General features: G+C 64.7%; 21 protein-coding genes and 1 pseudogene. 9 read left to right on the top strand and 13 right to left on the bottom strand.

From position 1 onward, the window contains the following. Positions 1–20: 20 nt before the first annotated feature. From ACJ8IN_RS07825 to ACJ8IN_RS07815, 3 genes are all read right to left on the bottom strand, one after another. Positions 21–1,151: a Gfo/Idh/MocA family protein gene (locus ACJ8IN_RS07825; protein ID WP_101427934.1), complete on the bottom strand. Its 1,131-nt coding sequence runs from the start codon at positions 1,149–1,151 to the stop codon at positions 21–23. Positions 1,152–1,379: 228 nt separating this feature from the next. After that, positions 1,380–2,003, bottom strand: a complete 624-nt coding sequence (locus tag ACJ8IN_RS07820) for a glutathione S-transferase family protein (protein ID WP_197846876.1) — start codon at positions 2,001–2,003, stop codon at positions 1,380–1,382. A 9-nt stretch (positions 2,004–2,012) separates the two neighbouring features. Further along, entirely contained in the window at positions 2,013–2,195 is a 183-nt protein-coding gene (locus ACJ8IN_RS07815; protein WP_033637613.1) for a DUF1127 domain-containing protein, read from the bottom strand. Between the two features lie 180 nt (positions 2,196–2,375). Here ACJ8IN_RS07815 and ACJ8IN_RS07810 point away from each other — a divergent pair, with 180 nt between their 5' ends. Beyond that, positions 2,376–3,815 carry an aminotransferase-like domain-containing protein gene (locus ACJ8IN_RS07810; protein WP_308325542.1) on the top strand — a complete coding sequence of 480 codons (1,440 nt, stop codon included), beginning with the start codon at positions 2,376–2,378 and terminating at the stop codon, positions 3,813–3,815. Here the strand turns inward: ACJ8IN_RS07810 and ACJ8IN_RS07805 are convergent. After that, complete coding sequence (locus tag ACJ8IN_RS07805; protein WP_033646950.1) at positions 3,803–4,225, bottom strand: NUDIX hydrolase; 423 nt, start codon at positions 4,223–4,225, stop codon at positions 3,803–3,805. The two genes, ACJ8IN_RS07810 and ACJ8IN_RS07805, sit on opposite strands and share 13 nt — an antisense overlap. Before the next feature lie 102 nt (positions 4,226–4,327). Between ACJ8IN_RS07805 and sseA the strand changes: the two genes are divergently transcribed. Further along, positions 4,328–5,173 carry a 3-mercaptopyruvate sulfurtransferase gene (sseA, locus tag ACJ8IN_RS07800; protein WP_308325541.1) on the top strand — a complete coding sequence of 282 codons (846 nt, stop codon included), beginning with the start codon at positions 4,328–4,330 and terminating at the stop codon, positions 5,171–5,173. On the opposite strand, the gene ACJ8IN_RS07795 is transcribed toward sseA, so the two are convergent. Then, entirely contained in the window at positions 5,170–6,039 is an 870-nt protein-coding gene (locus ACJ8IN_RS07795; protein WP_033646956.1) for a LysR substrate-binding domain-containing protein, read from the bottom strand. The genes sseA and ACJ8IN_RS07795 overlap by 4 nt on opposite strands. A gap of 124 nt (positions 6,040–6,163) precedes the next feature. On the opposite strand from ACJ8IN_RS07795, the pseudogene ACJ8IN_RS07790 reads away from it, so the two are divergent. From ACJ8IN_RS07790 to ACJ8IN_RS07770, 5 genes and pseudogenes are all read left to right on the top strand, one after another. Continuing rightward, positions 6,164–6,304: pseudogene (locus tag ACJ8IN_RS07790) on the top strand (DUF4865 family protein); the annotation flags it as partial. A 76-nt stretch (positions 6,305–6,380) separates the two neighbouring features. Next, on the top strand, positions 6,381–7,616 hold the full coding sequence (locus tag ACJ8IN_RS07785; RefSeq protein WP_041034061.1) for an FAD-dependent oxidoreductase: 1,236 nt from the start codon (positions 6,381–6,383) through the stop codon (positions 7,614–7,616). A 68-nt stretch (positions 7,617–7,684) separates the two neighbouring features. Then, complete coding sequence (locus ACJ8IN_RS07780) at positions 7,685–7,945, top strand: type II toxin-antitoxin system Phd/YefM family antitoxin (RefSeq protein ID WP_033637606.1); 261 nt, start codon at positions 7,685–7,687, stop codon at positions 7,943–7,945. Between the two features lies 1 nt (position 7,946). Continuing rightward, complete coding sequence (locus ACJ8IN_RS07775) at positions 7,947–8,252, top strand: type II toxin-antitoxin system RelE/ParE family toxin (protein WP_033637605.1); 306 nt, start codon at positions 7,947–7,949, stop codon at positions 8,250–8,252. 24 nt (positions 8,253–8,276) lie between these two features. Continuing rightward, positions 8,277–8,789 carry a GNAT family N-acetyltransferase gene (locus tag ACJ8IN_RS07770; RefSeq protein WP_308325540.1) on the top strand — a complete coding sequence of 171 codons (513 nt, stop codon included), beginning with the start codon at positions 8,277–8,279 and terminating at the stop codon, positions 8,787–8,789. 22 nt (positions 8,790–8,811) lie between these two features. Here the strand turns inward: ACJ8IN_RS07770 and ACJ8IN_RS07765 are convergent, their stop codons facing one another. Beyond that, entirely contained in the window at positions 8,812–9,324 is a 513-nt protein-coding gene (locus ACJ8IN_RS07765) for a DUF2165 family protein (protein ID WP_049233831.1), read from the bottom strand. A 135-nt stretch (positions 9,325–9,459) separates the two neighbouring features. Between ACJ8IN_RS07765 and ACJ8IN_RS07760 the strand changes: the two genes are divergently transcribed. Both ACJ8IN_RS07760 and ACJ8IN_RS07755 read left to right on the top strand, forming a co-directional pair. Then, the gene (locus ACJ8IN_RS07760; protein ID WP_033646967.1) at positions 9,460–9,723 is read left to right on the top strand and encodes a type II toxin-antitoxin system ParD family antitoxin; all 264 of its coding nucleotides are present in this window, start codon (positions 9,460–9,462) and stop codon (positions 9,721–9,723) included. Then, the gene (locus ACJ8IN_RS07755; RefSeq protein ID WP_230200660.1) at positions 9,671–10,006 is read left to right on the top strand and encodes a type II toxin-antitoxin system RelE/ParE family toxin; all 336 of its coding nucleotides are present in this window, start codon (positions 9,671–9,673) and stop codon (positions 10,004–10,006) included. The genes ACJ8IN_RS07760 and ACJ8IN_RS07755 overlap by 53 nt, the downstream gene beginning before the upstream one ends. Positions 10,007–10,013: 7 nt before the next feature. Here ACJ8IN_RS07755 and urtE read toward each other — a convergent pair whose 3' ends face one another. From urtE to uca, 7 genes are read right to left on the bottom strand one after another with little or no spacing between them, the layout of a single operon-like run. Further along, the gene (urtE, locus tag ACJ8IN_RS07750) at positions 10,014–10,712 is read right to left on the bottom strand and encodes an urea ABC transporter ATP-binding subunit UrtE (RefSeq protein WP_033653440.1); all 699 of its coding nucleotides are present in this window, start codon (positions 10,710–10,712) and stop codon (positions 10,014–10,016) included. Between the two features lie 12 nt (positions 10,713–10,724). Next, entirely contained in the window at positions 10,725–11,531 is an 807-nt protein-coding gene (urtD, locus tag ACJ8IN_RS07745; RefSeq protein WP_049212850.1) for an urea ABC transporter ATP-binding protein UrtD, read from the bottom strand. Beyond that, entirely contained in the window at positions 11,528–12,604 is a 1,077-nt protein-coding gene (urtC, locus tag ACJ8IN_RS07740; RefSeq protein WP_060443432.1) for an urea ABC transporter permease subunit UrtC, read from the bottom strand. The genes urtD and urtC overlap by 4 nt, the downstream gene beginning before the upstream one ends. Beyond that, positions 12,604–14,184 carry an urea ABC transporter permease subunit UrtB gene (urtB, locus tag ACJ8IN_RS07735; RefSeq protein WP_041034052.1) on the bottom strand — a complete coding sequence of 527 codons (1,581 nt, stop codon included), beginning with the start codon at positions 14,182–14,184 and terminating at the stop codon, positions 12,604–12,606. Before urtB ends, urtC begins: the two co-directional genes overlap by 1 nt. Before the next feature lie 56 nt (positions 14,185–14,240). Continuing rightward, positions 14,241–15,509, bottom strand: coding sequence for an urea ABC transporter substrate-binding protein (urtA, locus tag ACJ8IN_RS07730; RefSeq protein ID WP_103772525.1), 1,269 nt, complete (start codon positions 15,507–15,509; stop codon positions 14,241–14,243). Positions 15,510–15,544: 35 nt separating this feature from the next. Further along, entirely contained in the window at positions 15,545–16,255 is a 711-nt protein-coding gene (locus tag ACJ8IN_RS07725) for a GntR family transcriptional regulator (protein ID WP_033637595.1), read from the bottom strand. Between the two features lie 14 nt (positions 16,256–16,269). Beyond that, a complete protein-coding gene (uca, locus tag ACJ8IN_RS07720; protein WP_308325538.1) occupies positions 16,270–19,890 on the bottom strand; it encodes an urea carboxylase in 3,621 nt (1,206 codons plus the stop codon).

Genomic DNA, 19,890 nt, shown 5'->3' with positions numbered 1-19,890 from the left:
GGGAGAGCGCCATTTCATTTTCAATCGCGGTTGATCTCCAGCCAGCGCCGCTGCTCGGCGGAGGCGGCTATCGCATCCAGCACGCAAGACACCTTCCAGCCTTCTTCAAAGTCCGGCCACATGCGATCGCCCGCGGCGATGCCGTTGACCAGATCGCGGATCTCCACCGTCTTCTGATCGTTAAAGCCGATGCCGTGCCCGGCGCTGATGCAGAACGCCGCGTAGTCCGGGTGCTTCGGCCCTACCAACAGCGTTTTGAACCCTTGCCGCTCCGCCGGCTCATCGTGCCGATACAGCTTCAGCTCCGCCATCCGTTCCTGGGTATAGCTCAGCGTGCCCTTGGTGCCGGTGACCACATAGGTCAGCCCCATCTTGCGCCCGCAGGCGATGCGCGAGGTTTCAAGAGTGCCCATCGCCCCGCCGGCGAAGCGCAGCAGCGCGCCGGCCTGATCTTCGTTTTCCACCGGCAGCAGGCGCGCCGGGTCTTGCGGATCCGGGCGCTGTTTGATCACGGTTTGCATATCGCCACAGACCGCCACGATGTCGCCCACCAGATAGTGCGCCATGTTGACGATGTGCGCCGCCAGATCCCCCAGCGCGCCCAGCCCGGCGCTGGCGCGGCGGCAGTGCCAGTCAAGCGGCGTGCGCGGGTCGGCCAGATAATCCTCATTGTGGGTGCCGTAAAAATGCACCACCTCGCCGATTTCGCCGTTGGCGATGATCTCACGCGCCAGCTGGCTGGTCGGGTTCTTCATGTAGTTGAAACCGACCAACGTTTTCACGCCCTTGGCGCGGGCGGCCTGCACCATCTCCGCCGCGTCGGCGGCATCCAGCGCCAGCGGCTTTTCCGAATACACGTGCTTGCCGTGGCGGATCGCCTCCAGCGCCATCTCTTTGTGCAAGAAATTGGGCGCGCAGATGTCCACCACGTCGATCGCCGGATCGGCCACCAGCTGCCGCCAATCGCCGGTCGAGCGCGCAAAGCCGAACTCGGTTGCGCGCTGCGCCGCCAGCTCGGGCGTCACTTCCGCCAGCATCTCCAGCACCAGTTCCCCTTTCAGAGGAAAGACCGTGGGGGCCTGCGCATAGGCGATGGCGTGACAACGCCCGATATAACCGGTGCCGATTAACCCAACGCGTACCTGTTTCATTATTTTCTCCCGTGATCGAAATCCTGCGTAGAACCAGGCGCCGTTCAATGAAACGCGCCGTCTGATAACGGGTTTATATGGAATATAAATTTCAATAACAAGCGCGCGGGAAAATAAAGTTCATATTCGTGATGCCGTTCATGAAACGTTGACGGGATGATGCAACGCAGAAAGCCCAGACACGGCTTGCCGTATCCGGGTGAGATAAAATGAACCGTTTATTTCATATCAAGGTAAACCGTTGGCGCCATGCTGCACGTAGCCAGGGCGTTGCAGCAGGCGCTGCTGATAGGCCGCCAGCGCCGCATAATTCGGCCGCTCGAACGGCGTCATCAGCCAGCGATTCAGCGACAGCCCCAGCACCACGTCCGCCAGCGTGAAGGCCGCGCCGGCGGCATAAGGGCCGTGCTGCGCCAAATGCTTGTCCAGCAGCCCCATCAGCCGATTCCACTCACGCTCGGCGGCGGCCAGGCTGGCGGCATCCTGATAATCCGCATGCCCGCGCACCCGCGACATGAACACATAGCGCCAGGCGCCGTTCAGATCGGTGGCCTGCCAGTCCATCCACATCTCCACCGCCGCGCGCGCGCCGGGTTCCTGCGGCAGCAGATCGCGGCGCCCTTCCCGTCCGGCCAGGTAGCGGCAGATGGTGTTCGACTCCCACAGCACCCGCTCGCCGTCGATCAGCACCGGCACCAGGCCGTTGGGATTCAGCGCCAGAAACGCCGGCTCCTGCGTGGAGCGAAAGCCGCTGCCCCAGTCCTCCCGCACCAGCGGCAACCCCAGCTCCTGGCAGGTCCACAATACCTTGCGCACGTTGATCGATGAGGCTTTGCCCAATAATTTCAGCATTCGCTTTCCTTACCCTCTCCAGAACGGTTTATCGCCTTCGCGCCGCGCATCCGCCCGCGTCAGGCCGATATCCGCCAGTTGCCTGTCGTTCAGCAGCAGTAACTCTCTGCGCGTACTGCGGCGCAACAAATACCAACGCCAGCGTGACCAGCCTACCCGTCGCCACGTCGTCATGCCATCAAACAGTGCCATGTTGTTATTCTCCCTGCTGTTTTTGCGTTGCAGCCATCATGCTCGCCGGGAGAAAAACAATACAGATTCACGCTGGCGCTATTTTTTTCATACAGCTGCGCCAAAAAAACCGCTGAATGGTTTACTTTGAAAGCATCTGTACCGGTTTTTTAATCCTGCATCCCGATAAGAGGCCTCTGTATGACACGCTACGCCACTCTGGCCGCCATTCTCAGCCAACGCATTCAGCAAGGGCTGTATCCCGCCGGCCATCGCCTGCCTTCGGTGCGCGCGCTGAGCCAGGACCACGGCGTCAGCATCAGCACGGTGCAGCAAGCCTACCGGCTGCTCGAGGAACAGCGCCTGGTGGAGGCGCGGCCGAAGTCGGGCTACTTCGTGCATACGCGGCGCGCGCAGGCCGAGCTGCCCGCCATGACGGCGCCGGTGCAGCGGCCGGTGGACATTTCGCAATGGGAGCAGGTGCTGGAGCTGGTGCGCAGCCGGCCGCGCGAGGGCCTGATCCAGCTGGGGCGCGGCATGCCGGATATCGCCGAGCCGACGATGAAACCGCTGATCGTCGCCCTGCGCAACGCCGCCCGCCACGGCGATCTGCGCAGCCTGTATTACGACAGCATTCAGGGCGTGGCCGCGCTGCGCGAGCAGGTCGCCCGCCTGCTGCTGGATTCCGGCTGCCAAATCGGCCCCGATCAGTTGCTGATCACCACCGGCTGCCAGGAAGCGATCTCCGCCGGGCTGCGCGCCGTTTGCCAACCCGGCGACATCGTGGCGGTCGATTCGCCCTGCTTCCACGGCACCATGCAGACGCTGAAGGGCCTGGGCATCAAGGCGCTGGAAATCCCCACCGATCCGCTCACCGGCGTCAGCCTGGCGGCGCTGGAGATGGCGCTGGAACAGTGGCCGATCAAAGCCATTCTGCTGACGCCCAACTGCAACAATCCGCTGGGCTACATCATGCCCGACGCCCACAAACAGCGGTTGCTGACGCTGGCGCAGCGCCACGACGCGGCGATCATCGAGGACGACGTCTACGGCGACATCGCCTATCACTACCCGCGGCCGCGCACCATCAAGTCGTTCGACGAAGACGGCCGCGTGCTGCTGTGCAGCTCGTTTTCCAAAACGCTGGCGCCGGGGCTGCGGGTGGGCTGGATCGCGCCCGGCCGCTACCTGGAACGGGTGCTGCACATGAAGTTCATCGGCTCCGGCGCCACCGCCACCCAGCCGCAGCTGGCGATCGCCGAATTTATCCGCGGCGGGCACTATCTGCAGCACCTGCGGCGCATGCGCGCCCGCTACCAGCAGAACCGCGATCGCATGACCGACCTTATCCTGAAACACTTCCCGGCCGGCACCCGCGTCAGCCGGCCGCGCGGCGGCTTTATGCTGTGGATCGAACTGGACGAGGCGTTCGACACCCTGCGGCTGAACCGCCATCTCGAGCAGCAGGGCGTGCAGATCGCCGTCGGCAGCATCTTTTCCGCCGCCGGCAAATACCGCAACTGCCTGCGCATCAACTATGCGCCGAAGCTGACGGCGGAGATCGAACAGGCGGTGCAGCGGGTCGGCGCCACCATCCAGGCACTGATGCCGAGCGGCGTGCTGCAACCTCAGGCGGACTGAAGCCAATACTCCGCCACCCGGCGGCGCAGATGACCGATGCCCTGCGGGTGATGAATAAACTGCTCTACCGGCATCATTCGCCAGCGCTGCCCTTCATCGCCAAAGCGAATGGCGGCGATCTGTGCCGGGGTGATCACCCCGGCCATAAACCAGGTCGGCGGGTAGCCGGGCTGAATACCGTCGTAACGCCGCTGCCAGACAACCTGGCGTTCGGCGAGCAACACCCCAAACTCTTCCTGCGTTTCCCGCAGCACGCACTGCAGCGGCGTCTCGCCGTTTTCCCGCCCGCCGCCGGGCAGATCCCACATCCCGGGCCACGGAATGCCCGGCTTGTCGTCCCGTTGGTAAACCAGCAGGCGGCCGTCGCACAGCAGCGCGATCTTAGCCCCGCCAAACGCCCGATCCGTCATGTTTTCCGTCTCCCGCCCATACCGTTGCCTGAACATCATACTCCATCCCGGCACGGCCTGGTGTATAGTGAAAATCCGTTTTCACAACAGGCGAACAATACGATGAATTCTCCGTTTCTGGTGACCCCTCAATGGCTTGCGCAACATATCAACGATGAAAATCTGGTGGTGATCGACGTCCGGATGTCGCCGGTGGGGCTGACGCCGAAGAAAGATATGCTTGCCGAGTTCGAACGCGGCCATATCCCCGGCGCGGTCTATTTCGATATCGACGAGGTGGCGGACAAAAGCACCGCGCTGCCGCATATGCTGCCGACGGCGGCGGAATTCGCCGCGGCGGCGGGCCAATTGGGCATCAGCGAACGCGATACCCTGGTGATTTACGACGAGGGCAACCAGTTCTCCGCGCCGCGCGGCTGGTGGACTTTCCGCAATTTCGGCGCCGAGCGCGTTTACGTGCTGGACGAAGGGCTGAACGGCTGGATCGCGCAGGGCCAGGCGCTGGCAACCGGCCCGGCGCAGCCTGAGCCGCAGACGTTCAACGCCCGGTTCAACGCCGACGCGGTGGTGGATATGCGGCAAGTGGAGCAGGCGTTAGGCACGCCGGTGCAAATTCTCGACGCGCGCGCCGCGCCGCGCTTTTATGCCGAAGCGCCGGAGCCGCGCCCCGGCCTGCACCGCGGCCATATTCCCGGCAGCATCAACATTCCGTACGGCGAGCTGCTGGAAAACGGCCGCTTCAAATCGCTGGAGGTGCTGCGCCAAACCTTCAACGACAAGGGGGTGGATATCAACGGCCCGATCATCACCAGCTGCGGCTCCGGCGTGACGGCGGCGGTGCTGGCGTTCGGCCTGCTGTCGCTCGGCGCGCCGCAGGTCAAGCTGTATGACGGCGCCTGGAGCGAATGGGGCCAGCTGAGCGGCAAGCAGCCGATCGCCCAAGATTAAGTTTCGATCCGCTCGACCACGATCTGCGCCAGCCGCTGCACGGCGGCCGAAGGCTGATCCTCGGCGCGGTGCAGCACCACGCCGAGCTGGCCGAGAGCGGGCAGCAGATCGGGGGCCAGCGGCGCCAGGCCGGGCGGCAAACCCGCCGCCGTGCGCACCGTGACGCCCAATCCAGCGCTCACCGCCGCCCACACGCCGTTCAGGCTGCGGCTGGTAAAGGCGATGCGCCAGGGTATGCCGGCACGATCCAGCGCCTGCGTCGCCGCGCTGCGCATCAGGCAAGGCGCGTCGAACATCACCAACGGCAACGGCTCATCCCCTTCTCGCCAGGGCGCCAGCGCGAAGCCGGGCGAGGCGATCCAGTGCAGCTGCCGCTGCCCCAGCGCCTGATGAAACGGCGTGCTCAAACCGCCATCCCACGCCAGCGACAGATCCAGTTGGCCTTTCAACACCCAGTCGATCAGCTCGGCATTGCGCGCGATGCGCGCCTCGATGCGCACCTTCGGATTGGCGCGCGCGAAGCTGCCCAACACCTGCGGCAGAAACGTCTCGCCGAAATCCTCCTGCAGCCCCAGCCGCACCGTGCCCTGCAAATCCAACCCGCGCACCGCGGCGGCGGCTTCGTCATTGAGCTCCAGCAGGCGGCGCGCGTAACCGAGCAGCGTTTCCCCCGCCTCGGTCATCACCATGCCGCGCCCGGCCTTGCGCAGGATCGGCGCGCCGAGCTGCTGTTCCAGCTTTTTCAGGTGAGCGCTGACCGCCGACGTCGAACGCCCCAGCCGTTCAGCCGCCTTGGCGAAGCTGCCCAGCTCGACGCCGGTGACGAAGCTGCGCAAATCCTCGAGATCGAACGTTATTCGCCTCATGCTGACCATCCTGATTTTCTGAACCATCGATAAAAATAATACCGATTTTACTGATAAAGATGGCGTGTCACGCTCTCCCGGTCAACGTCTTTGCGGAGAATCCTTATGCTCGCGATGCACGCAGCCCGCCAAGTGGCGGTTAGTGCGGCTGGATTTATGGCGTGAACCGCCGCAGGCGCAGCCGCACAACGGCCAGCTGTTCCGCGTCGGCCATCTGTCCGCCCCCTTTGACCACACTGCGCCGCGGGTTGACAGCCAAACTTGATATTGATAATCATTATCAACATTAAACATTCACTTGCGGCTCGCGGGATGCGGGCCGCTCTCCGGGGTCAACCGCCATGCCGTCATCACCGATCACACCTTACGCCACCACCTGCTGCATCGTGGGAGGCGGCCCCGCCGGGCTGATGCTCGGTTATCTGCTGGCGCGGGCGGGGATCGACGTGACGGTGCTGGAGAAGCACGCCGACTTCCTGCGCGATTTTCGCGGTGACACCATTCACCCGTCGACGCTGGAAGTCATGCACCAGCTGGGCCTGCTCGACGAACTGCTGGCGCTGCCGCACCAGCGCGCCGAATCCCTGCACGCCGAAGTCGCCGGGCGCGACATCAAGCTGGCGGATTTCACCCGCCTGCCGACGCGCTGCAAATTTATCGCCTTTATGCCGCAGTGGGAGTTCCTCAACTTTTTGGCACAGCAGGCCGCCGCGTTCCCCCATTTCAGGCTGCTCACCTCGACGCAGGTTCATAAGCTGCTCTACGACCGCGGCCAGGTATGCGGCGTGCTGGCCGACACGCCGGAAGGCCCGATCCGCGTACGCAGCCAGCTGGTGATCGGCACCGACGGCCGCAACTCGGTGGTACGCGAGCAGGCGGCGCTCAGCAGCCGCTCCTTCGGCGCCCCGCGCGACGTATTGTGGATGAAGCTCAGCAAGCAACCGGGCGATCCGGCCTGGTCGATGGGCCATACCGGGCCGAAGCAGAACTTCATCATGATCGATCGCGGCGACTACTGGCAGTGCGGCTACTCGATCGATAAAGGCAGCTTCGACGCGATCCGCCGCAGCGGCCTGGAGAAATTTTTGCTGCACCTCGCCGAGGTGGCGCCATTCCAGGACGATCGCCTGCAGGAGATCGTCGAGTGGGATCAGGTGAAGCTGCTGAGCATCCGCATCGATCGTCTGGATCGCTGGGCCAAACCGGGGGTGCTGTGCATCGGTGACGCCGCGCACGCCATGTCGCCGATCGGCGGCGTGGGCGTCAACCTGGCGATTCAGGACGCGGTGGCCGCCGCCAACGCCCTGATCCCGCCGCTGCGCCAGCATCGGCTGCAGCTGAAGCATCTGCTGAGCGTGCAGCGCCGGCGCGAATTCCCCACCCGAGCCATCCAGTTTTTGCAGATCAAAATGAGCCAGCGCAAGCCGGGCGAACGCCGCGCGGCGGGCGGTTCGCGCCTGATCGCCCGCGTCGGCAACAGCCGCTGGCTGCCGCGCCTGTTCGGCCGCATCATCGGCCTGGGTTTTCGCCGCGAAACGCCGCGGCATCTGTCCAACGAAACCTGCCCGCCGGAATAACATTGGTGCTTTTTTCATCGCACCGTATAATGGTTAAATCGAACGATTTAATTAACTGGAGCGATTAAATGTACGCACTCAGCGCGAACGAGGCCAAAACCCAATTCGGCGATTTGCTGCTCAAGGCGCAGCGTGAGCCGGTGCAAATCAATCGCAACGGCAAACCGGTCGCCGTCGTCATGTCGGTAGAAGACTACCAGGCGCTGGAAGATCTCAAACTACGCGCACTGCAGCAAAAAATCGCGCAGGCTACCGCCGAGGAAGACGCCGGTAAGGCGGTAGACGGTGATGCCTTCTTCAACCGTCTGCTCACCGATGAAACCGACTGATATGCCCGCGTTTCGCCTCACCCCGCAAGCCCAACAAGATCTGCTGGCTATTCGCCATTTCACCGTCGAGCACTGGGGCCAAACGCAATCTCGCCGCTATCTTGAGCAGTTGAGAGAGATCATGCATCATCTGGCGGACATGCCGGAAGCGGGTAAAGCCCACTTTCACGATCTGGGCGAAGAGATACGCAGTTTTCCTTACGCCAGCCATAGGATCTACTACCGCAGCCGCCCTGCCGGCATCACCGTTCTTGCCATTTTGCATCAGGCGATGGTGCCCCACCGGCATCTGGAACAACGGCTGTAATTTTTCTTACTCAAAGGGGCACAGATGTTCACCGTCCGTCAGGCATTGCTGGAAGATTTAACGCAGGTACGCGATATCGGCATCCGCACCTATCGCGCGCACTTCGGTGAGCTGTGGCGCTACCCGCACGAGCTGGAGGCCTTTCTGGCCGAGGATTTTGCCGTCTCCGCGCTGGAACGGACGCTGCGCGATCCCGACGTGTGCTGGCTGTTGGCCTATGAGGATGACGCCCTGGTCGGCTATGCGCGGCTCAACGTCGACAGCTTGCTGGCGCCAACGCAAACCCGCGGCGCAGAGCTGCAGAAAATCTATTTCCTGCCGGGCCATGCCGGCAACGGCTATGGCCCGCGCCTGTTCGAACAGGTGCAGCAGCGGGCCATCGAGCGCCGGCAGAAGACGCTGTGGCTGGAGGTGCTGCAACGCAACACCGGCGCCCAACGCTTTTATCGGCGCCAGGGATTGAGCATTTGTGGCGAGACCTGCTACACCAGCGCCCAGGGCTCGATAGGCATCTGGTATATGAGCAAGGCGCTGTAACCGCGCCCCGCTCCGCCTTCGTTTAGCGCGGCTCCCGCTGCAGCATCAGGAACAGCAAGGCAAACGCATTGGGCGCCAGGTAGATCAGTGCCCCCAGCTGCACCGCCAGCGGATCCTGCTTGGCCTGCCAGGCCATAAACCAGTCGCCGGCGACCACCATAAAGCCGACGCCCCACACCGCGATCGCGCAAAGCGCCCCCAGCATCGCCCAGATTTTGCCCTTGGCGAAGGCGGCGTAAGGGCCTTTAAATCGCCCGATCATCAGCACCACGCCTGCGGCCGCGAATAGGCCGGCCAGCGTTTCCAGCGTGGTGATGACAGCCAACCCCAACATACAGGCCCAGTCGGCGCCGATCGCGCGCCACATCAACCCCGGCGTCTGATAGGTATCCTGCATGGCGAGCAGCGGGCCCACCGCATTGCGCGCGGTGCCGGCGAAATCCGCCGTATTGTTCAACAGGCTGAACAGCCCCCACAGGGCCGGAAACAGGGACAGGACGATGCAGCCGAGGCGTGACACAGTGATTTCGTTCATGGGTTATCCTTAATTAATAAACTTGCGGCTTCCGCCCTCATGGCGGTGCCGCAGTCGAGATCCTGAGAGTTTGACGTGCACAATGTAAGAACTAATCTTACAATGACGCAGCATAGCCGAAAGTGAGGGGGAACAATGGGCAGAACATTAACGGTTGATCTGGGTGACGAACTGCGTAGCTTCGTCGAAGACCTGGTGGCCAGCGGCGATTACCGCACGCCCAGCGAAGTCATCCGCGAATCCGTGCGCACTTTGCGCGAACGTACCGCCGCCTCAAAACTGGAAGAGCTTAGGCGCCTGATTGCCGAAGGAGAGCACAGCGGCGAAGCCGTCGAATGGGATCGTGATGTGTTCATGGAAAGAATACGGAGCAAAGCAAAAGGATGCGCAGGAAAGTAACCGTCCGCCCAAAAGCCTTGGCGATATGGAAGAGATCTATTTTTACGGATTGGCGCACTTTGGCTTACAGGTGGCCGAAGATTATCTGCGCCACCTGCATCAGGCTTTCGATAACCTTAGCCACCCCCAACTCGGCAGAAACAGCGATGCAATCGGCCCCGGCCTAGGGGTATTGCCCGTCGCCAACCACCTGATTTATTTTCGTCAGCACAGGCGGGAGGTGAATATCATCAGAGTGCTGAATCATTCCCGCGATCCGCTCAGCCGATCCTTTTTCAGCTGATCCAACGTCAAATCGCCACCAGCCCGCGTACGCCGTCCTGTTCCATATTGCTGCCGGCGCCGCGCTGCACGATGCTGCCGCGCGACATCACCAGATAGCTATCCGCCAGGTCGGCGGCAAAGTCATAGAACTGTTCCACCAGCAGGATCGCCATATCGCCCTTCGCCGCCAGCTGTTTGATCACCGCGCCGATCTCCTTGATCACCGAAGGCTGGATCCCTTCCGTCGGCTCGTCGAGGATCAGCAGCTGCGGCCGGCAGGCCAGCGCCCGGCCGATCGCCAACTGCTGCTGCTGCCCGCCGGAGAGATCGCCGCCGCGCCGATCCTTCATTTGCCGCAGCACCGGAAACAGTTCATAGATCGGATCCGGCACCGTGCGCGCGGCGGCGCCGGAAAAGCGCGCCAGCCCCATCAGCAGATTTTCCTCCACCGTCAGGCGCGGGAAAATCTCCCGCCCCTGCGGCACATAGGCGATGCCCGCCCGCACCCGCTGATGCGGCTTTTTACCGGTGATGGTTTCGCCCTGCCAACGCACGCTGCCGCTGCGCGCCGGGACCAATCCCATCAAGCATTTCAGCAGCGTGGTCTTGCCCACGCCGTTGCGCCCCAGCAGGCAGGTCACCTCGCCGATGCGCGCCTCGAACGACAGGCCGCGCAGAATGTGGCTGCCGCCGTAATATTGATTCAATTCTTCTACCTGCAGCATGATTACGCCTCCTCAGCGCCCCAGATATACCTCAATCACCCGTTCATCGGCCTGCACCTGCGCCAGCGATCCTTCCGCCAGCACCTGCCCCTGATGCAGCACCGTCACGCGATCGGCAATGGTTTCCACAAACCCCATGTCGTGTTCCACCACCATCAGCGAATGCTTGCCCGCCAGCTCGCGGAACAGTTCGGCGGTGTAGTCGGTTTCGGCGTCAGTCATGCCGGCCGCCGGTTCGTCGAGCAGCAGCAGGTGCGGCTCCTGCACCAGCAGCATGCCGATCTCGAGAAACTGTTTCTGCCCGTGGGACAGCAGCCCGGCGGGCCGGTGGCGTTCATGCCCCAGCCGCAGGGTCTTCAGCATCTCGTCGATGCGGTCGCGCTGTTCGCTGCTCAGGCGGGCGCGCAGGCAGGCCCACACCGACTTGCGGGTTTTCTGCGCGATCTCCAGATTTTCGAACACCGTCAGCGCCTCGAACACCGTCGGTTTTTGAAACTTGCGGCCGATGCCGGCGTGGGCGATCTGCATCGGCGCCAGCCGGGTCAGATCGACGGTCTGATCGTAAAACACCTTGCCGCTGTCCGGCCGGGTCTTGCCGGTGATCACATCCATCAGCGTGGTCTTGCCGGCGCCGTTGGGGCCGATCACGCAGCGCAGTTCGCCGACGCCAATGCGCAGCGACAGATCGGTCAGCGCACGAAAACCGTCGAAGCTGACGTTGACGTTGTCGAGCTGCAGCACCGGATCGGTTTGCTGCCGGTATTTATCCGCCGGCAGCGGGTGGGTAAACAGCTCGTCGGTCACTTGCATCGCTTTCATGAGGTTTTCCTCCGGCGCAGCAGGCCGATCACCCCTTTGGGCAGAAACAGCGTGACGACGATAAACATCAGGCCGAGGAAGAACTGCCAGTATTCGGGAATGGCCATGGTGAACCAGCTCTTGGCGCCGTTGACGATGCCGGCGCCGAGCAGCGGCCCCACCAGCGTGCCGCGCCCGCCGAGCGCCACCCAGATGGCGGCCTCGATCGAGTTGGTCGGCGACATTTCGCCGGGGTTGATGATGCCGACCTGCGGCACATAGAGCGCGCCGGCCAGCCCGCACAGCACCGCCGACAGCGTCCAGACGAACAGCTTGAAGCCCTTCGGATCGTAGCCGCAGAAGGTCAGCCGGTTTTCCGCATCGCGCACCGCGGTCAGCACCCGGCCGAACTTGCTGCGCGCCAGCGCAAAGCCGATGGCCAGGCTGGCGGCCAGCAGCAGCACCGTCGCCAGGAACAGCGCCACCCGCGTGCCGGGGGCGGTGATGGGAAAGCCGAGCAGCGTGGTAAAACCGGTAAAGCCGTTATTGCCGCCGAAGCCGGTCTCGTTGCGAAAGAACAGCAGCATGCCGGCATAGGTCAGCGCCTGGGTCATGATCGAGAAATACACCCCTTTGATTTTTGAGCGGAAGGCGAAGTAGCCGAACAGGAAGGCCAGCAGACCCGGCACCAGCACGATCAGGCACAGCGCCCAGGCGAAATGCTGGGTGCCGCTCCAGAACCACGGCAGCTCATTCCAGGAGAGGAACGCCATAAACGCCGGCAGCCCGTCGCCCGCCGCCTGCCGCATCAGGTACATGCCCATGGCGTAGCCGCCGAGCGCGAAGAACAGCCCGTGGCCGAGCGACAGCAGCCCGGCATAGCCCCACACCAGATCGAGCGCCACCGCCACCACCGCGTAGCACAGGATCTTGCCCGCCAGCGTCAGGGTATAGGTGGACACCGCCAGCGGATGATCCGCCGGCAACAGCGTCATGAACGGCATCACCAGCAGCGCCAGCAACGCCAGAGCGCCGATGCTCAACGCCAGCCGGGGCGCTTTCTGCACGCCGGTTACGGTCAATGGTTGGCTCATCAGTCAATCACCCTGCCCTTGAGGGCGAACAGCCCCTGCGGACGCTTTTGAATAAACAGAACGATCAGCACCAGGATCAGGATCTTGCCCAACACGGCGCCGATCTGCGGCTCGAGGATCTTGTTGACAATGCCGAGGCCGAAGGCCGCCGCCACCGTCCCCGCCAGCTGGCCGACGCCGCCGAGCACCACCACCAGGAACGAATCGATGATGTAACCTTGCCCCAGCTCCGGCCCGACGTTGCCCAACTGCGACAGCGCCACCCCGCCGAGCCCGGCGATGCCGGATCCCAGCCCGAAGGCCAGCATGTCCACCCGACCGGTGGGCACGCCGCAGCAGGCTGCCATCGCGCGGTTTTGCGTCACCGCGCGCACGTTCATGCCGAGCCGGGTCTTGTTCAGCAGCAGCCAGGTCAGCGCCAGCACCAACAGCACGAACGCGATCACCGCGATGCGGTTCCACGGCAGCACCAGGTTCGGCAGCAGTTGCACGCCGCCCGACAGCCACGCCGGGTTGGCGACCTCGACGTTCTGCGCGCCGAACAGCACCCGCACCAGCTGGATCAGTACCAGGCTGATGCCCCAGGTAGCCAGCAGGGTTTCCAGCGGCCGGCCATACAGGTGGCGGATCACCGTGCGCTCCAGCAGCATGCCGATCCCGGCGGTGATGGCGAACGCCACCGGCAGCGCCGCCAGCGGGTAGAGCGCCAGCCACTGCGGCGCAAACTGCTGAAACAGCCCCTGCACCAGGTAAGCGGAATAGGCGCCGAGCATCAGCATTTCGCCGTGCGCCATATTGATGACGCCGAGCAGGCCGTAGGTGATCGCCAGCCCGAGCGCCGCCAGCAGCAGGATCGAGCCGAGCGACAGGCCGCTGAACGCCTGGCCGAGCAGATCGCCGATCATCAGGCGATGCTGCACCCGCTGCAGGCTGCGTTGCGCCTCGGCGCGCACCGCGGCGTCCGGCTCGTGAGCGGCGTCGGTCAACGCCTGCAGCCGCGCGCGGGTTTCCGGCTCGCCCGATTCCCCCAGCAGCCGCACCGCATTGAAGCGCACCTGCGGGCTGGCGTCGGTCAATTGCAGGTTCGCCAGCGCAATGCTCAGCGCGTCGCGTACCTGCGGGTCTTTCTCCTGCGCCAACCGCCGGGTCAACAGCGGCAACTGCTCGCCCTGCGCTTCGCGCTGCAGCGCGGTCGCCGCCTGCAGCCGCACCGCCGCGTCCGCGCTGACCAGCCGCTGCGCCGACAACGCGTTGGCGATCAGAATGCGCAGCCGGTTGTTCAGCCACACCTTCTTCGGTTCGCCAACCGGGGCCGCCTCGCCCTCGAGCGGCAGATAGCGATCGCCCTGGCGGATAAAGGCGCGCTTCGCCCCGTCGATCGCCACGGTTTCCTGCTGCAGCCCCTGCAGCAGCGGCAGGCGCGCGGCGTCCGGCTCGGCCGCCCAGGCCTGCAGCAACTTGGCCTGCTGCGCACGGTTGGCCGCCGCGAACTCATCGGCCGGCCCGGCCTGCGCCAGCAGGGGCCAGGCGCACAGCAGCCACAGCCCGACGCGCAGAGAGGATAAAAACGGAGATTGCATCAGCTGCCTCTTCTGTTGGGCCGGCGGGCGCTGGGCCGCGCCGGCGCTGAGTGACGTTAATTTCCGCCTTTCACCGGGTAATCCGGTTTTTTGTCGTTGCCGGCGATATACGGGCTCCACGGCTGCGCGCGCACCGGTGCCTCGGTCTGCCATACCACGTTGAACTGGCCGTTGCCCTCGATCTCGCCGATCATCACCGGCTTGTGCAGGTGGTGATTGGTCTGGTCCATGGTCAGCGTGAAGCCCGACGGCGCGGCGAAGGTTTGCCCGGCCATCGCCGCGCGCACCTTATCGACGTCGGTGGTGCCGGCCTTTTCCACCGCCTGCGCCCACATGTGGAGGCCGACGTAGGTGGCCTCCATCGGATCGTTGGTCACCGCGGTGGCGTAATTCGGCAGGTTGTGCGCCTTGGCGTAGGCTTTCCACTGACTGACAAACTGCTTGTTGGTCGGGTTATCCAGCGATTCGAAGTAGTTCCAGGCCGCCAGGTTGCCCACCAGCGGTTTGGTGTCGATGCCGCGCAGCTCTTCCTCGCCGACCGAGAAGGCGATCACCGGCACGTCGGTGGCCTTGACGCCCTGGTTGGCCAGCTCTTTGTAGAACGGCACGTTGGAGTCGCCGTTGATGGTGGAGATCACCGCCGTGTTGCCGCCGGCGGCGAATTTTTTGATGTTGGCGACGATGGTCTGGTAATCGCTGTAGCCGAACGGCGTGTAGACCTCTTCGATATCCTTGTCCTGTACGCCTTTGCTGTGCAGGAAGGCGCGCAGGATCTTGTTGGTGGTGCGCGGATAGACGTAATCGGTGCCCAGCAGGAAGAAGCGCTTGGCGCCGCCGCCGTCCTCGCTCAGCAGGTATTCCACCGCCGGGATCGCCTGCTGGTTCGGCGCCGCGCCGGTATAGAACACGTTCGGCGACATCTCTTCGCCCTCGTATTGCACCGGGTAGAACAGCAGCCCGTTCAGCTCCTCAAACACCGGCAGCACCGACTTGCGCGACACTGAAGTCCAGCAGCCGAACACCGCCGCCACCTTGTCCTGGCTCAGCAGCTGGCGCGCCTTTTCGGCGAACAGCGGCCAGTTGGAGGCCGGATCCACCACCACCGGCTCCAGCTTTTTGCCGAGCACCCCGCCTTTGGCGTTGATCTCGTCGATGGTCATCAGCGCCACATCCTTCAGCGGCGTCTCGGAAATCGCCATGGTGCCGGAAAGCGAACTCAGAATGCCGACCTTGATGGTGTCGGCGGCCTGCGCGCTCCAGGCCAGGCCCAGGCCGACAGCGGCGGCGGACAGCGCAAAAGCTTTGATAAAACGACGACGTTGCATAGTTCAAACTCCTGATGTGTGTGAAATCAAAATCGTTACGCCGAGCGCGCCGGCTGCTGGGCCCGCGCCTGGTGCAACATGTGCAGCGTTATTTTTCGTACCTCTGCCTTGCTGACGGCGATATGCTCGCCGAGCAGCGCTTGCGCCGCCCCGCTTTGCCGCTGCAGGATCGCCTGCAAAATGGCGGCGTGTTCGCGGTAGGTGGCGTCCACCCGCGCCTGCTGGGTGAAATCCAGCCGGCGAATGATGCGGATCTTTTCGGTCAGCTCGCGGTGGATGCGCGCCATTTCGCCGTTGCCCGCCGCGGCCACCAACGCCTGGTGAAACTGCTCGTCGTGCTGCGACACCGCCTGGCCGTCCGCCAGACGCGGCGCTTCGGTCCAAAAACGGTTCAGCGCCGCCAGCGCGGCCGGCGTTTCCCCGGCCGGCCATTCGCACAGCCGTTTCACCGCCTCTTGTTCCAGCACGATGCGCAGGTCGTACAGCTCTTCGAAGTAGGCAAAATCGAACGGCCGCACCTGCCAGCCGCTGCGAAACAGCACCTCGACATAGCCTTCGCGCTCGAGTCGAAACAGCGCCTGGCGCACCGGCGTGCGGCTGGCCGCCATGCGCTGCGCCACGTCGCTTTCGCTGAAGCGATCGCCCGGCAGCAGGCGAAACTCGAAGATGTCGGCCTTGAGCTGCAGATAAATGCGCTCCGCCAGCCCCTCCGGCCGCGCCTTGTGCTCTCCGTTGGTGATTTGCATCTTCGCCCCTCCGTTCAGATCGCTTTTTCCAGCCACAGCAGGGCGTCGCCCGGCCCGACCGGCCGCCCCTGCCGGCAGCTGATGCGTTTGACGATCCCGGCGCGCGGCGCGGTGACCGCCAATTCCATCTTCATCGCCTCGACCACGATCAGCGGCTGCCCGGCCGCCACCGCCTGCCCCGGTTCCACCAGGATCTTCCACACGCTGCCGTTCAGATCGGCGCTGACCAGATCGCCATCGATCGCGTCTTCTTCAACCGGCGGCAACAGCTGCGCCTCGGCCTCGTCGTCATCGCTGCGCCAGCGCGCCACTTCGGCGATGAACGCCTGCTGCTGGCGATGCTGGAAGTCGGCGATCGCCCCGGCGTTGTCGGCCAGGAAATCGGTGTAGGCGGCGAAGTCGAATTCGCTCTCTTCGATGCGCACCTGCATGCGCCCTTCGCGGAACGCTTCGCGCTGCTCGTCCAGTTCTTGCTCGCTGACCGGGTAGAAGCGCACCTGATCGAAGAAGCGCAGCAGCCAGGGTTCACCGGCGGTGAACTGCGGGTTTTTGAGGAATTTGTTCCAGATCGGCAGCGTGCGCCCCACCAGCTGGTAACCGCCCGGCGAATCCATGCCGTAGATGCACATGTACATGCCGCCGATGCCGACCGTCCCTTCGGCGGTGTGGGTGCGCGCCGGGTTGTATTTGGAGCTCAGCAGGCGATGGCGCGGATCGAGCGGCACCGCGCAGGGCGCGCCGAGGTAGACGTCTCCCAGCCCGAGGATCAGGTAGCTGGCGTCGAACAGGATGTCGCGCACCTGCTCGCGTCGGCTCAGGCCGTTGATGCGCTGAATGAAATCGACGTTGTTCGGCAGCCAGGGCGCCGAAGCGCGCACCGTCTGCTGATAGCGATCGACCGCCCCCAGCGTGGCCGAATCCTCGAACGCCATCGGCAGCCAGACGGTGCGCGTCGGCACCTTCAGGCGGCTGACGTCCCCCAGCGCCCGTTCGCGCGCCAGCAGGCGCTGCAGCAGATCGGCCTGGCTTATCAGCCGGCTGTCGTAGCGGATCTGCAGCGAACGCACGCCCGGCGCCAGCTCCGCCACGCCCGGTATCGCCTCCTGCCGCAGCGACTGCATCAGCAGATGAATGCGCAGCCGCAGCGCCAGATCGAGCACGTTGTCGCCGTACTCCATCAGGATGTAGCCGTCTCCCGCCTGGCGATACGCCACCGCCGGGCGCCCTTCCGCCGCCGGCAGCGCCGCCAGCACCGCGGCGGAAACGGTCTCCGCCGGGGCCAGATCCGGCGGCGGCAGGGTGATGGCCTTCACCGCCGCCAGCGCTTCGATGCTGCCGAGCTGCGCCTGTTCCAGCGACTGCGCCTGGCGAAAACCGATCGGATGGAACCGGATGCGGTCGCCCGGCTTCACCTGCCCCACTTTCCACAGCTCGGCCTTGGCGATGGTCACCGGGCAGACGAAGCCGCCGAGGCTCGGCCCGTCGCGGGTCAGGATCACCGGGAAGTCGCCGGTGAAATTGATCGCGCCGATGGCGTACTCGCAGTCGTGCACGTTGGAAGGATGCAAACCGGCTTCGCCGCCGTCCTCTCTCGCCCACTCGGGCTTCGGCCCCGCCAGGCGCACGCCGAGGCGATTGGAGTTGTAATGCACCTGCCAGTCGGTGGCGAAGAAGGCGTCTATCGATTCGGCGGTGAAAAAGTCCGGCGCGCCGTGCGGCCCGTACAGCACGCCGATGTGCCACTGGTCGCCGTAGTGCGGGATCAGGCTGTCGTCCATCGCCTGCGGCGCGGCGATCGGCGCCGGCGTGGTGCTGGCGGCCAATTCCGGTTGAGCGATCGCCAGCATGTCCGCCACGCGCAAGGTGCGCCCGGCGTGGCCGCCGAACTGGCCGAGCGCGAAGGTGGAGCGGCTGCCGAGATACACCGGCACGTCGAAGCCGTTGCGTACCGCCAGATAGGTGCGGCAGCCGTGCGTGGCGCGCCCCAGCGTCAGCACCTGCCCGGCCCGCACCGCGATCGGCCGCCAGTAGGTGACCGCTTCGCCGTCCAGATCGGCCGGGCAGCTGGCACCCGTCAGCGCGATGGTGGCGTCGCAGTGAAAGCGCAGCGTCGGCCCCTGCAGGGTGAACTCCAGCCCGGCGGCCGCCGGGTGGTTGCCGACGATGCGGTTGGCCAGCCGGAACGCGAAGTCGTCCATCGGGCCGGACGGCGGCACGCCGATGTCCCAATAGCCGAGGCGGCCGGGATAGTCCTGCACGCTGCTGTAGGTGCCGGGTTGCAGCACTTCGAGGCAGTGCGGCTGGTAATGCAAATCGTCCAGCAGGCGCGTCCAAACGTCGCCGCGCTGAAATTGCGGCGTGGCGATCACCTGCCGCAGATAATCGAGGTTGGTGGCGATGCCGTGCAAACGGGTCGCCGCCAGCGCCACGCGCAGTTTTTCCAGCGCCTGCGCGCGGTCAGCGCCGTGTACGATCAGCTTGGCGATCATCGGGTCGTAAAACGCCGAGACTTCGCTGCCGGTCGCCACCCAACCGTCGAGGCGCACGTCGGCGGGGAAATGCACCTCGGTCAGCACGCCGGGGCTGGGCTGGAAGTTCTTCAGCGGATCTTCGGCATAGAGGCGCACTTCGATCGCCGCGCCCTGCGGCGCGCGTTGCAACGCCGCCCAATCCAGCGCATCGCCCGCCGCCACCTGCAGCATGCAGGCGATCAGATCCAGGCCAGTGACCATCTCGGTGACCGGGTGCTCGACCTGTAAGCGGGTGTTCACTTCGAGGAAGTAAAACTCGTCGCGCGCGGCGTCGTAAATAAATTCCACGGTGCCGGCGCTGCGATAGTTCACCGACTCGCCCAGCGCCACCGCTGCCCGATGCAGCGCCTGGCGGGTCGCCGCCGGCAGGTGTGGCGCCGGGGTTTCCTCCACCACTTTTTGGTTGCGGCGCTGCAGCGAGCAGTCGCGCTCGCCGAGCGCCGCCACCCGCCCCTGGCCGTCGCCGAAAATCTGCACCTCGACGTGACGCGCCCGATCGACGAAGCGTTCGATAAACGCGCCGGCGTCGCGGAAGAACTGCTCTCCCAGCCGTTTGACGCTGTCGTAAGCCTCGCGCAGCGCCGCCTCGTCGTCACAGCGCGTCAGGCCGATGCCGCCGCCGCCGGCGGTGCTTTTCAGCATCACCGGGTAGCCGATGCGCTCGGCGGCGGCAACCGCCTGCTCCACGCTCTCCAGCAAGCCGGTGCCCGGCGTCATCGGCACCCCGGCCAACGCCGCCAGCTCGCGCGCCCGGTGCTTGAGACCGAACTCGCGCATCTGCGCCGCCGTCGGGCCGATAAAGGCGATGCCCGCCGCCTCGCAGGCGTCGGCAAACTCGGCGCTCTCGGACAAAAAGCCGTAGCCGGGGTAGATCGCCTGCGCGCCGGTGGCTGCCGCCGCCGCAAGGATCTTGTCGATGCTCAGGTAGCTGTCGGCGGCCTTGTCGCCGCCGAGCGCCACCGCCCTGTCGGCTTCGGTGACGTGCGGCGCATTGCGGTCGGCGTCGGAATAAACCGCCACGCTGGTGACGCCCAGGCGTTTCAGGGTGCGAATGGCGCGGCAGGCGATTTCGCCGCGGTTAGCGATCAGTACGGTAGTAAACAT

Origin of the sequence: Serratia sp. CY31944, assembly GCF_052169175.1 — a bacterium.
Taxonomy (GTDB): domain Bacteria; phylum Pseudomonadota; class Gammaproteobacteria; order Enterobacterales; family Enterobacteriaceae; genus Serratia; species Serratia sarumanii.
The sequence above is the reverse complement of the archived record's forward strand: the minus strand, read 5'-3'. Positions and strand labels throughout refer to the sequence as shown.